Annotated in this window: 9 protein-coding genes, 1 pseudogene and 1 riboswitch; of the genes and pseudogenes, 5 read left to right on the top strand and 5 right to left on the bottom strand. The window is 72.4% G+C overall.

Annotated elements, in window-relative coordinates; all coding sequences use genetic code 11:
- The first annotated feature begins 42 nt into the window (after positions 1-42).
- Both AB0J10_RS25380 and AB0J10_RS25375 read left to right on the top strand, forming a co-directional pair.
- Positions 43-966, top strand: coding sequence for an alpha/beta fold hydrolase (locus tag AB0J10_RS25380; protein ID WP_363064758.1), 924 nt, complete (start codon positions 43-45; stop codon positions 964-966).
- Positions 967-1,178: 212 nt separating this feature from the next.
- On the top strand, positions 1,179-2,786 hold the full coding sequence (locus AB0J10_RS25375) for a M23 family metallopeptidase (RefSeq protein ID WP_363064757.1): 1,608 nt from the start codon (positions 1,179-1,181) through the stop codon (positions 2,784-2,786).
- Between the two features lie 367 nt (positions 2,787-3,153).
- Here the strand turns inward: AB0J10_RS25375 and pcrA are convergent, their stop codons facing one another.
- Positions 3,154-5,631, bottom strand: a complete 2,478-nt coding sequence (gene pcrA, locus AB0J10_RS25370) for a DNA helicase PcrA (protein ID WP_363064756.1) — start codon at positions 5,629-5,631, stop codon at positions 3,154-3,156.
- A gap of 210 nt (positions 5,632-5,841) precedes the next feature.
- Positions 5,842-6,011, top strand: a riboswitch (cyclic di-AMP (ydaO/yuaA leader).
- On the opposite strand from pcrA, the gene AB0J10_RS25365 reads away from it, so the two are divergent.
- On the top strand, positions 6,010-7,176 hold the full coding sequence (locus AB0J10_RS25365; RefSeq protein WP_363064755.1) for an NlpC/P60 family protein: 1,167 nt from the start codon (positions 6,010-6,012) through the stop codon (positions 7,174-7,176). It overlaps the preceding riboswitch by 2 nt.
- Positions 7,177-7,289: 113 nt before the next feature.
- Here the strand turns inward: AB0J10_RS25365 and AB0J10_RS25360 are convergent, their stop codons facing one another.
- On the bottom strand, positions 7,290-7,643 hold the full coding sequence (locus tag AB0J10_RS25360; RefSeq protein ID WP_363064754.1) for a hypothetical protein: 354 nt from the start codon (positions 7,641-7,643) through the stop codon (positions 7,290-7,292).
- Positions 7,644-7,893: 250 nt separating this feature from the next.
- Here AB0J10_RS25360 and AB0J10_RS25355 point away from each other — a divergent pair, with 250 nt between their 5' ends.
- On the top strand, positions 7,894-8,943 hold the full coding sequence (locus tag AB0J10_RS25355) for an NlpC/P60 family protein (protein ID WP_363064753.1): 1,050 nt from the start codon (positions 7,894-7,896) through the stop codon (positions 8,941-8,943).
- A gap of 65 nt (positions 8,944-9,008) precedes the next feature.
- On the opposite strand, the pseudogene AB0J10_RS25350 reads toward AB0J10_RS25355, so the two are convergent.
- The 3 genes and pseudogenes from AB0J10_RS25350 to AB0J10_RS25340 all read right to left on the bottom strand — a co-directional run.
- Positions 9,009-9,233, bottom strand: a pseudogene (locus AB0J10_RS25350) (esterase); the annotation flags it as partial.
- Between the two features lie 105 nt (positions 9,234-9,338).
- Positions 9,339-10,034: a response regulator transcription factor gene (locus tag AB0J10_RS25345; protein ID WP_138053602.1), complete on the bottom strand. Its 696-nt coding sequence runs from the start codon at positions 10,032-10,034 to the stop codon at positions 9,339-9,341.
- Positions 10,031-11,305, bottom strand: a complete 1,275-nt coding sequence (locus AB0J10_RS25340; RefSeq protein WP_363064752.1) for a PspC domain-containing protein — start codon at positions 11,303-11,305, stop codon at positions 10,031-10,033. Before AB0J10_RS25340 ends, AB0J10_RS25345 begins: the two co-directional genes overlap by 4 nt.
- A 161-nt stretch (positions 11,306-11,466) precedes the next feature.
- Between AB0J10_RS25340 and AB0J10_RS25335 the strand changes: the two genes are divergently transcribed.
- Positions 11,467-12,762, top strand: a complete 1,296-nt coding sequence (locus tag AB0J10_RS25335) for a PspC domain-containing protein (protein WP_363064751.1) — start codon at positions 11,467-11,469, stop codon at positions 12,760-12,762.
- Positions 12,763-12,856 lie beyond the last annotated feature (94 nt).

Below are 12,856 nucleotides of genomic sequence, written 5' to 3'. Positions count from 1 at the left end.
GGACGGAGCCGCGCCCCCGTGCGCCAGTCGGGAGGTCGGGCCATGGGGTTCCTGCCGCTCTTGCGGATGACGATGCCGGTCGCCCTGCTGCGTGCCACTGCCCTGGAGCTGGCCATCCTCACCGCGCACATGATCGTTTACCCCTCCGGCCTGTTTCCGGAACGCCGCTCCCCCGGCCCCGCCACCGGTTCGCCGCACGTCGGCGGATCACCGCACCTCGGAACAGCCCCGCAGCTCGACGGACCACCGCCCCCCGGTTCCCCGGACGCCGAGACACCCGGCGGCGGCCCGGACTCCCCCACGCTCCCGGCGTTCCCGGCACAGTCACCCCCGTACCCGCCGGCCGTGCTGCTCCACGGCTTCGTGGACAACCGGTCCGTGTTCGTCCTGCTGCGGCGGTCCCTGGCACGCCGGGGCGGGCGCCATGTGGAGTCGCTCAACTACTCACCGCTGACGTGCGACATCCGGACCGCCGCCGAGCTGCTGGGCCGCCATGTCGAGGAGATCTGCGCACGCACCGGGCGGCAGCGGGTCGACATCGTCGGCCACAGCCTCGGCGGTCTCATCGCGCGGTACTACGTCCAGCGACTCGGGGGCGACCGCCGGGTCCGGACGCTCGTCACGCTCGGCACGCCCCACGCGGGCACGCGTGTCGCCCCGCTCGCCAGTGCGCACCCCATCGTGCGCCAGATGCGCCCGGACTCGGCCGTGATCGAGGAGCTGCGGCTGCCCGCGCCCGGCTGCCTGACCAGGTTCGTCAGCTTCTGGAGCGATCTGGACCAGATCATGGTCCCGCTGGAGACCGCACAGCTGGAACATCCGGATCTGATCGTGCGGAACGTCCGCGTGAGCGGTATCGGACATCTCGCGCTGCCGGTCCACCCGGCAGTCGCGGCGGGCATCCACGAGGCGCTCGAGGCATCCGACGCGGAAGCCGAGTCGCCCGGTGCCGTTTCCGTGGCCTGAAGTCGAACAACGATCGAACGTAAGGCCAAAGCTCTGCCCGCAGTCCGCCGAAACACGGCCGAATGCCCGTTTCCCGCTTCCGCAAAACCTGCCGAAGATTGTCGGCGTCGCATACCGCCGGGTACAGTCGCGCCACTGCGTTGCCTCTGGGACCCCCCGTGCGGGGCGGCCCCCCAGACCCTGGTCCTGCTGCCGAGGCGAGAGAGAAGTTGGTGAACGACCAGCACCCCCACGCCGGGTACGACGCGTACGCCACCGGCAGCTTCGACACCGACCCGCTCTTCGGCGCCATGCCGGGCAGTTACGAGGACGCCCACCTCGCCCACAGCGGCCAGTACGACGCGACGCAGTGGTCCTCCGCTTCCCCGACGGGCCAGGACGCCTACGGCAACCCCCAGCATGCGTACGGGCAGCAGTACGACGCAACGCATTTCGACGCAGCGCAGTACGACGCCGCGCAGTACGACACCACCGGCCAGTGGGACGCCAACGCCTGGAACGAGGCGGGGCAGTTCACGGCGGCGCAGTTCGAGAACGCGGCGCAGCCCTACGACGCGAGCGGCCAGTGGACCACGGCCGGCTACGGCGCGGCGACGTCGTACGAGACCGGCGCCTACGACGCCACCGCGTGGAACTCGGCCGGCGCCGACGCCACCGCCGTCCACCCGCAGTACGGCGACCACACCGGGCAGCTGCCCGGATCCGGGCACTCCGAGTACCCGGCGTACGGGGAGCAGCACGATCCCCCCGCGGCCTTCGTTCCAGAACAGTTCCCCACCGCGGCCGAGTTCGGCACCTCGCACGAGACACAGCCCGGCACCGCGTCCGGCTACGGGACCGAAGCCGGGCACGACACCGAGCCGGGCTTCGGGGGCGAGGCCGCGCCCGATTCCGCAACGGAGCACTCCGACCACCCGGAACACTCCGAGTACGGGCCGGAGCACGCGTACGACGGGGAACCGGATTACGGACACGACCACGAAGCCGAGATGATCGCCGGCGCCGCCACCGTCGCGGCACCCGCAGTCACCCTCTCCGCCGCCTCGGCCCGCCCCGTGCGCAGGGCCGGCGGCGCCCGCGGCCGCCGCCGCACTCCCGCCAAGCGCTCCGCGCTCCTCACCGTGGCCGTGCCTTCCGTCTGTGTGATGGGGGTCGCCGGTGTCGCGGCGGCCTCGGTCGGCGGACTCACCGACGGCGAGCAGCAGAAGGACGACAACACCGCGGTCACGGCAGCCGATCCGTCGTCCGTCGAGCCGGTCGCCGCGAACAACGCGCTCGACACCCAGCTCGCCGCGCTCAGCGCCGACGCCCGCGACTTCGGCGACCGCGCGAGCCGGACCCAGGAACGCATCGACCTCAAGGCCCGGCAGGAGGCGGAGCGCAAGAAGCGCGAGGAGGAGGCCGCCCTCCGGGAGCGGCTGCGTCCCAAGTTCGCCCTCCCCGTCGCCCAGCACGGCCTCAGTGCCTACTACGGCCAGGCCGGCGTCAACTGGATGTCCATGCACACCGGAATCGACTTCCCCGTCTCGTACGGGACGCCGGTGATGGCCGCGACCGACGGCACCGTGCGGACGCAGTGGAACAGCGCCTACGGCAACATGGCCATCGTCACCGCCGCCGACGGCACGGAGACCTGGTACTGCCATCTGAGCAGCACCAAGATCCGTTCCGGCAAGGTCAAGGCAGGCGAAGTCATCGCCTATTCGGGCAACTCGGGCAACTCGACCGGCCCGCATCTGCACTTCGAGGTTCGGCCCGGCGGAGGGTCCGCGATCGACCCGCTGTCGTGGCTGCGCAGCCACGGTCTCAGCCCGACCTGATCCGATCCAGCCGGCTCCGCCGGTGCGCAGGACCCGGCCGGCCCGAACCAACCGGCCGGACGTGCGCCTTTCTGCGACCGCCCCTGAGCCTCCGGCCCGGACCGTCACTCCGCCGGCCCGGCCTCGCGCGAACCCGTCGCCCACCGCCGCGCCCTTCGGACCCGGTCGAGCCTGCCGGTACCCGCCGCACCCACGGGCCCGCCCGCACCCGCCGGACCGGGCCGGGCGCGCCGTCCACCGCACCCTGCGCGCGCCGCGGCGGCCCGGCCCCGCGGGCACGCCGGCGACCGCCGCAGGGCCCCGCGGCGCCCCCGTGCTCGCCGCAGATCGCAGCGGATCGCAGCGGATGCCGACCTCTCTCAGACCGTCAGAGCTTCTCCACCGGCGCGTACCTCAGCAGCAGCCGCTTCGGCTTGGCGTCGCCGAAGTCGATCGTGGCCTGGGCGTCCGCACCCGAGCCCGTCACCGCCATCACCGTCCCCAGCCCGAACTGGTCGTGGGTGACGCGGTCGCCCACGGCCAGGGCGATCACGGGCTTGTCCGTCGTCCGCCGGGTGGCGAACCCCGAAGGACCGGAGCGGGAGCGGGACGACGAGAGCGCCGAGGCGATGCCGGACGTGGGCCCCGCGGGCGCCGCCACCGGGCCCGTCCGCTTCCACTGCAGGTGAGCGTCCGGGATCTCCTCGAGGAAGCGCGAGGGCGGGTTGTAGGCGGGCTGACCCCAGGCGCTGCGCATCGATGAACGCGTCAGGTAGAGGCGCTCGCGGGCACGGGTGATCCCCACGTACGCCAGACGGCGCTCCTCCTCCAGCTCCTTGGTCTGACCGAGCGCCCGCATGTGCGGGAAGACGCCGTCCTCCATGCCGGTGAGGAACACGACGGGGAACTCCAGGCCCTTCGCCGTGTGCAGGGTCATCAGCGTGATGACGCCGCTGCCCTCCTCGTCCTCGTCGGGGATCTGGTCGGAGTCGGCGACCAGCGCGACCTGCTCCAGGAACTCGGCGAGCGTGCCCGTCCCCTCCTCGGCGCCCCGATCCTGCTCGAACTCCAGGGCCACCGCAGCGAGTTCCTGGAGGTTCTCGATACGGGTCTCGTCCTGGGGGTCGGTGGATGCCTGCAGTTCGGCGAGGTAGCCGGTCCGCTCCAGCACGGCCTCCAGCACGACCGCGGGACCCGCGCCCGAGTCGACGATCGTGCGCAGCTCCTCCATGAGCGTGTTGAAGCGCTTCACGGCGTTGGCGGAGCGCGCGGCCATGCCGTACGCCTCGTCGACGCGGCGCAGCGCCTGCGGGAACGTGATCCTCTCCCGCAGGGCGAGCGCGTCGACCATCGCCTCGGCGCGCTCGCCGATGCCGCGCTTCGGGACGTTCAGGATCCGCCGCAGCGGCACGTTGTCCTCGGGGTTGGCGAGGACCCGGAGGTACGCGAGGACGTCGCGGACCTCCTTGCGTTCGTAGAAGCGCACCCCGCCGACGACCTTGTACGGCAGGCCGACGCGGATGAAGATCTCCTCGAAGACACGGGACTGGGCGTTGGTCCGGTAGAAGACCGCAACGTCCCCGGCCCTGGCCTCGCCCGCGTCCGTCAGCCGGTCGATCTCGTCGGCGACGAACTGGGCCTCGTCGTGCTCGGTGTCCGCGACGTAGCCGGTGATGTGCGCTCCGGCGCCCGCGTTCGTCCACAGGTTCTTGGGACGACGGCTCTCGTTGCGCTCGATCACGGCGTTGGCGGCGGAGAGGATCGTCTGGGACGAGCGGTAGTTCTGCTCGAGCAGGATCGTGGTCGCGTCCGGGTAGTCCTCCTCGAACTGGAGGATGTTGCGGATCGTGGCGCCGCGGAACGCGTAGATCGACTGGTCGGCGTCGCCCACCACGCACAGCTCGGCGGGGCCGAGGTCGTCGTAGCCCGTCCCGACCAGCTCGCGCACGAGCGTGTACTGGGCGTGGTTGGTGTCCTGGTACTCGTCGACCAGGACATGGCGGAACCGGCGCCTGTAGTGCTCGGCGACGTCCGGGAACGCCTGGAGCAGATGGACCGTGGTCATGATGATGTCGTCGAAGTCCAGCGCGTTGGCCTCGCGGAGGCGTGCCTGGTACATCCGGTACGCCTCGGCCAGCGTCTTCTCGAAACCTCCCCCGGAGCCTTCGGCCTGGGCGGTCCCCCCACCAACCCGGTCGGCGAAGGTCTCCTCGTCGATCAGCTCGTTCTTCAGGTTCGAGATCTTGGCACTGAACGACTTCGGCGGGTACCGCTTCGGGTCGAGGTCCAGATCGCGGCAGACCAGTGCCATCAGCCGCTTGGAGTCGGCGGCGTCGTAGATCGAGAAGGACGACGTGAAGCCGAGCCTCTTGCTCTCCCGGCGCAGTATGCGGACGCACGCGCTGTGGAAGGTGGAGACCCACATGGCGCGGGCGCGTGGGCCGACGAGCTGCTCGACGCGCTCCTTCATCTCGCCCGCGGCCTTGTTGGTGAAGGTGATGGCCAGTATCTGGCCGGGGTGGACGTCGCGGGTCGCCAGCAGATGGGCGATCCGGTGGGTCAGCACCCGGGTCTTGCCGGAGCCGGCGCCGGCGACGATGAGCAGCGGCGATCCCGTGTGGACGACGGCGGCGCGCTGCTGCTCGTTCAGCCCGTCGAGCAGGGCCGCCGGGTCGATGACGGGGCGCGGGGCCCCGTTGCGGTAGTGGGCGTCCCCGGACGGGGGCACGTCGAACCTGCCCTCGAAGAGGTCGTGCGGGACCTCGTCCGCGGGCAGGTGCTCGTCGTCCTCCGGTGGCGGGGGGTCCTCCGGGGCCGGGGTGCGCTGGAGGTCCGCCAGGAAACTGTCGTCAAAGAGGCTGCTCATCGCTCTCCGAGTCTAGGCGGCCCCACGGACAGCCCGCCGCCGCCTTCGCGGGAATCACCATCGGACACCTCCAGTCATGACACGGACACATAGCGCCAAGGTCACGAAAATGTATCGGGCATATCGACCACTCTCCTTCACAGCAGCACCACACTTTGGCTAGCGTGCTCGCCCAGGCGGCCCGTACCCCCTTCGACGAACCACGTCGGCCGGGCAGCCGCGCCGAATCCGTGCTCCTCACAGAGGACTTCGGAACCGGGGACCCACTCAGAAAGCACAACCGGGGTGAATCGGGCCTGGTTTCACCTGGTCCGTAGGGCAAACCTTCCGTTCCGTCCGAACCCGACAGCTAACCCGGTAGGCGTTCCACGGAAGGAGATGCCGGCCTTGGCGTCGCACCGCAAGCCGCGCAGCCGCACACGTACGAACACACCTGCCGTCGGGTTCACGACGGCCGCGATAGCGGGGGTCTCGCTCCTCTCGGCCCAGAATGCGACAGCCGACCCGAAGCCCAGCATCGAAGAAGTCCAGAAGAAGGTCGACGACCTCTACCGCCAGGCGGGTTCGTCGACCCAGGAGTACAACAAGGCGAAGGAGTCCGCCGAACAGCAGCGCCGCAAGGTGGACCGGGCCCTCGACGAGGCCGCCGAGCGCACGGAGGCGCTCAACGAGTCCCGGCGCGCCCTCGGCAGCTACGCGGCCGCCCAGTACCGCACCGGCGCCGTCACCCCGACCGCCGCACTGCTCTTCGCCGACAACCCGCAGTCCTACGCCGACCAGACACAACTGATGGACCGGCTGACCGAGCAGCAGCGCGGCGCCATCGCCGACTACGAGACCCAGCGGGCCGAGGCGGCGAAGCAGCGCGCCCAGGCCACCCGGAGCCTGGAGACCCTCACGGACTCACAGGAGTCGCTGCGCGCCAGGAAGCAGGCCGTCCAGAAGAAGCTCGCCGAGGCGCGGGAGCTGCTGTCGCAGCTGACCGCAGAGGAGCGGGCCCGGCTCGCCGAACTCGAGCGCAAGAAGGAGGAGGAGGCCCGCCGGAAGGCCGAGGCGAGGGCCAAGGCGGAAGCCGAGGCCGAGGCCGAACGGCAGCTCCAGGAGCGTGAGCGGCAGGAGCGCGAACAGACGGGCACCGGCGCGGAATCCGGCTCGGGTACGGGGACGACCTCCGGAACGACCGGCGGCACGTACGCGGCCAAGGCCGAGAAGGTGCTGTCCTTCGCGCGCGCCCAGATCGGCAAGCCGTACGTCTGGGGCGCGACGGGCCCGAGCTCGTTCGACTGCTCCGGGCTCACCCAGGCCGCCTGGCGCGCGGCGGGCGTCGACCTCCCCCGGACGACCTGGGACCAGGTGAAGGCCGGACAGAGCGTGGCGACGGCCGATCTGCTCCCGGGCGACCTGGTCTTCTTCTACGACGACATCAGCCACGTCGGGATCTACATCGGCGACGGCAAGATGATCCACGCCCCCAAGCCGGGCGCGAACGTCCGCGAGGAGTCGATCTACTACATGCCGATCCACGGCAGCGTCCGGCCCGCGTAGCGTTCTCGCGGGCCGGTGACCCACGACAACCGCCCCACGGAGTCACGCACTCGCGCCGCGACGCCCTTCGGGACAGGGGGTTGCGGCGCGAGCCGTGCACGGGCCCGGACCACTCAGGTCCACAGGGTCGCGATGAGGACGTTCGCCAGGGTCAGGCCGCCGACCGCCGCGAACACCCCCTTGTCCACGGTCTCCTCGTCCCGCTTGACGTAGACGAGCGCCAGGATCACCACGAGCACGGCGAGCTTGATACCGATCTTGAGGTTGTTCACGGGCTGGCCGTCCGCCTGGTTCAGTCCCACCAGCGCCACACCCGTCACCAGCATGGTCAGCGCGCCGTGCAGCATCCCGGGCGTGAAGCGCGCCGCCCCCGCCCCCATCGCCTTCATCTGCGTGAGGAAACCGCCGAGCAGCGCGGCGATGCCGATGATGTGAAGGGCGACGAAGACATTGATGAGTACGTCCATGGCACCGGAGCCTAGCCGGACGGTCCCAAAGCGAACCCACGCGGTCCTTCTCATGCCAATTCCGTTCATGGCGCCACTTCGCGGTGACCGAGAGCTCTAGCGTCCTCACCCAGGTGGTCGGCTCCACCACCGTCCGCACCCGGACGGCCGCCGGCCGCCCCCGCCGGAAGAGCCGGTGGCGGGCCGCTCCCCCTGTGCGGTCCGCCGCCGGTCCCCGTACCGGCGGGCCCCTACGGAAGGACAGGCCCTCGTGGCAGCGCACCGCAAGCCCAGGCAGCGCACGCTTCCCGGCACCGCCGCACGCCTCTCCGCCACTCTCGCGCTCGCCGGTGCGGCCACCACCACCGCCTTCGAGGGCGCCGCGCAGGCCGAGCCGGTGCCCACCGCGGACGAGGTCCGGGCCGGAGCCGACCGGCTGTACCAGGAAGCGGAGGCCGAGACCGAGAAGTACAACGGGGCGAAGGAGAAGGCCGATACGGCGCTGAGGGAGGCCGGGGAACTCCGCGACGAGGCCGCCCGGCGCACGGAGCGCCTGAACGCCTCCCGCGACGCGCTGGGTTCCTTCGCGAGGGCGCAGTACCGGGCGGGCGGCCTCGATCCCGCCCTGCGGCTCGTCCTCGACTCCGACCCCGCGCGGTACCTCGCGGGCGCCGAGCTGACCGAGCGGGTCGGTGACCGCCGGACCGCGGCCCTCGCCGCGCTGCGGCGGCAGACGAGAGAGCTCGAGCAGGTGCGCGCCGAGGCCGGTGAGCGGCTGGCCGAGTTCGAGGAGCAGCGGGCCCGCGTGGCCCACCACCGCGCGGTGGTGCGGAAGAAGCTGGCCGCGGCCCAGGCCCTGCTGGCGCGACTCACCGCCGAAGAGCGCGCGGCCCACGCCGGGCGGGACGGCACCGCCGCGGGCCGCGCGGACCGCGGCACGGTCCGCACCGGACCCGCCGTCGCCGCGCCCAACCCCCGTGCCGCACAGGCCGTCGCCTACGCGTACGGGGCCCTCGGCAAGCCCTACGTCTGGGGCGCGACGGGGCCGTCCGCCTTCGACTGCTCGGGGCTGACCCAGGCCGCCTGGCGCTCCGCCGGGGTGGCGCTGCCGCGCACCACGTACAGCCAGATCGACGCGGGGCAGCGGGTTCCGAGGTCCCGGCTGGCGCCGGGAGACCTGGTGTTCTTCTACTCCGGCGTCTCGCACGTGGGTCTGTACATCGGTGGTGGCCAAATGATCCACGCCCCTCGTCCGGGAGCGCCGGTACGGATCGCGCCGATCGACCAGATGCCCTACGCGGGAGCGACGCGGATCGCCTGATCGTGCCGGCCCGTGGGGTGCGGGCGCGACTCGCCGGCGGCCCGGGGCGGGGTCGCCCGGCGGGGCAGGGTCGTGCGCGGGGCGACGAGGGTGAACGGGGCGATCTCGCCGCTCTCCGTCAACGGCCCCAGTTGCTCCTGCACGTCGAGCGTGGCGAACCACGCCTTCGCCGACCCCGGGTACCCCGGCAGCAGCTCGACGACCGGGAACTTCGTGTTGCGGTAGGCGGGTTCGTCGTACTGCGGGGGCGGCCGGACGTAGACCTCGCCGCGGACGCCGGAAACCTGCCCCGTGGTGCCGTCCTTGACGATCGGGTCGCGCCACCAGGACGTCAAGAAGGAGGTACCGCCCCGGGTCCTCACCGGACTCGTGGTGTTCCACCGGGGCTCGCGGGCTCAGACCAGCCGGCGTGCCGTCGCCCAGCGCGTCAGCTCGTGCCGGTTCGACAGCTGCAGTTTCCTCAGCACCGCCGACACATGCGACTCCACCGTCTTCACCGAGATGAAGAGCTGCTTGGCGATCTCCTTGTACGCGTAGCCCCGGGCGATCAGCCGCAGCACCTCGCGCTCGCGCTGGGTGAGCCGGTCCAGGTCCTCGTCCACGGGGGGCGCGTCCGTGGAGGCGAAGGCGTCGAGGACGAATCCGGCCAGCCGCGGCGAGAACACCGCGTCGCCCTCCTGCACCCGGAAGATCGAGTCGACCAGATCGGCACCGGTGATCGTCTTGGTGACATAGCCGCGCGCACCGCCCCGGATCACCCCGATGACGTCCTCGGCGGCATCCGAGACGGACAGCGCCAGGAAGCGGACGGGCCGCTCGGCGGCCGCCGCCAGTCCCGCACAGCGGCGCAGCACCTCCACGCCGCCGCCACCGGGCAGGTGCACGTCGAGGAGCACCACCTCGGGACGGGTGGCAGTGATCACGGTGACGGCCTGGTCGACGTCGGCGGCCTCGCCGACGACCTCGACGCCCGTCTCCTCGGTCCTGCCGATCTCGGCCTGCACACCCGCGCGGAACATCCGGTGGTCGTCGACGAGCACGACGCGTACCCGGCGCTCCGTCCCTTCGGCTGCGTCGGTCTGCTCGGTCATCCGTCCGCCCTCTCCATCTCCAGCTCCACTTCGGTGCCTCCGCCGGGCACCGACCGCAGGCGCGCCGTCCCTCCGTTGCGCTGCATACGGCCGACGATCGATTCTCGTACGCCCATGCGGTCCTCCGGTACCGCGTCGGGGTCGAACCCCGGCCCCCGGTCGCGCACCGAGACGAACACCGTACGGCCCTCCACCTCCGCGTACACCTGTACGGGTCCTCCCTCGCCACCGTACTTCGCGGCGTTGACCATCGCCTCGCGCGCGGCCTGCATCTGCGCCGTCAGCTTCTCGTCGAGCGCGCAGTCACCGACGACGACGACCTCCAGCGGCACGCCGTGCTTGTCCTCGACCTCCGCCGCGGCGCGCTTCACCGCGTCCGCGAGCATGGTGGGCTCCTCGTCCTCCTCCTTACCGGTGCCCTCCGGCCGGTACAGCCAGTTGCGCAACTCGCGCTCCTGGGCGCGGGCCAGCCGGCGCACCTCCCCCGCGTCGTCCGCGTTCCGCTGGATCAGGGTGAGGGTGTGCAGCACGGAGTCGTGGACGTGGGCGGCGACCTCGGCGCGCTCCTGGGCGCGGATGCGCATCAGACGCTCCTCGGAGAGGTCCTGGGTCATCCGCACCAGCCACGGGCCGACCAGCAGGGCCACACCGACGATCACGGCCAGGGCGGCGGTCAGGACGTTGCCGAGCTGCGCGGCGGAGCCCCTGACGACCACGAAGACGGTGAGTCCCATGCCGACCAGCGCGACGCCGGCCAGGCCGCGGGCGAGCTGCAGCAGTCTGCGGCGCCGGTCGTCGCCGGTCCACTGCGCCCGGCGGGCGTTGTCCGCCTGCCGCCACACCAGCACGACGCCGGCGCCCGTCAGCAGCACCGGCCAGACATAGCGGTTCGCGGGGCCGCCGAGGTTGATGTTGGCGACGAACACCACCGCACCGATCAACAGGGCGACCAGCGCGAACAGCTGTCCCTTGTCGGGCTTGCGCAGCCGTCGTCTGCCGTCGGGCGCCGTCTCGAAGACGGGCTTGGGCTCGGCGGATCTGCCCCCGACGCCGAGCGGCACGGCGATCCAGAACACCGCGTAGAGCAGCGCGCCGAGGCCGTCCGCCATGAACAGCCCGAGGAAGACGAGCCGGACCCAGATCACCGGCAGGCCGAGGTGCCCCGCCAGCCCGCGCGCCACACCGCCCAGCCAACGGCCCTCCGCGCTGCGGTACAGCCTGCGGGCGGCGGGCTCTTCGGTCTCGGGCGGACGGACGGTGGCGGCGGGCATGCCCCGATGGTCACACGGCCCCGGCGGTGGGGACATCAGGGCCGTCCCTGAGAGCGACCCTGAGCCTCGGTGCTCCCGGCCCGGCCTCGGGGTGCAATATCAGGGAACGGCCAGGGTCGGGACGGCTGCCGCCCGTCGTCGCGGCCCGTCACCATGGAGACATGACTCGGCCGACCGCCCCGCCCGCCGCTCCTCCGGAGCCGCGGTTCCCGCCCGTGCTGCTGCGGCGGACCGCACGGCACAAGGTCGCCGGCGGGGTCTGCGGGGGGCTCGGCCGGTACTGCGACGTCGACCCGGTGGTCTTCCGTATCGCCGTGGGTGTACTGGCGGTGACCGGCGGCATCGGCCTGATCTTCTACGGCTTCGCCTGGCTGCTGATCCCGTTGGAGGGCGAGGAGGAGAACGAGGCGCGGCGCGCCCTGTCCGGCCGGGTCGACGGTGCCGCCCTGGTCGCCGTGCTGCTGGCGCTGCTCGGCTGCGGGCTGTTCCTGTCGATGCTGGGCAACGACGGGACGCTCGCGTTCTCCGCGCTGCTGTCGCTCGCCGTCGCCGGCGCCGCCGTGTGGTCCCGGCGCCGCACCACCACCGCCCCGCACGGCGGGCCGCTGGACGCGGCGACCGCACACGCCGTGGCGGAGGCCCCGCCGGAGGCCAAGGCACCGCCCACGCCCGACGGCCCGTCCTGGTGGCGCGACCCGATCGTCAAGGACGGCAGCACGGGGCCGGTGGCGACCGGCTATCTGTGGGGGCCGGCCGACGCCGCTCCGGGCGCCGCCCCGTTCCCCAGCGAGCGGCGCCGCGCCACTCCGGCGCCGCGCCCGCGCGGGCCCCGCGGCATCGCCGGAATAGTCTTCCTGCTCGCTCTGGTGGCGGGTGGTCTCGGCACGGGTCTGTCCTGGGAGTCGCAGCCGCTGGGCACCAGCCTGCAGACCGGGTTCGCCTGCGCGCTCGCCGTCCTCGGGTTCGGCCTGGTGATCGGCAGCCTCCTCGGCCGGATCGGCGGTGGCACGGTCCTGCTGACCGTGGTCACGACCGGGCTCCTGGCGGGTGCGTCCGTCCTGCCCGAGCAGATCACCACCCGGTGGACGCGGACGGAGTGGCGGCCCGCGACCGCCGCCGCCGTCGCTCCGCGGTACCAGCTGGGCTCGGGCACGGCCACGCTCGACCTGAGCCGGGTGGCGGTGCCGCCGGAGGGGACGGTGAGCACCGTCGCGGAGGTCGGCGCGGGCCGGCTGACGGTCGTGCTGCCCCCGGACGCCACCGTGCGGATCCGGGCCCGCGCCGGCGTCGGTGACGTCCGGCTGCCCGGGGACCCCGTGAACGACGTGGACGTCGCACCGGACCTGGACCGCACGGGTACGCTCGCTCCGCCCGCCGGTGCGGGGCCCGCGGGCACGCTCGACCTCGATCTGGCGGTCGCGCTCGGACAGGTGGAGGTCACCCGTGCTGCGTCATGAGTTCCGTCCGGGGAGGCTGATCGCGGGCACGGCGGCCCTGGCGACCGCCGCGGCCTATCTCGGTGACGCGGCCGGGGCCTGGCGCACCCCGTGG

It is taken from the genome of Streptomyces sp. NPDC049887 (genome assembly GCF_040656535.1).
GTDB lineage: Bacteria > Actinomycetota > Actinomycetes > Streptomycetales > Streptomycetaceae > Streptomyces.
This window is presented reverse-complemented; position numbering and strand designations above follow the sequence as displayed.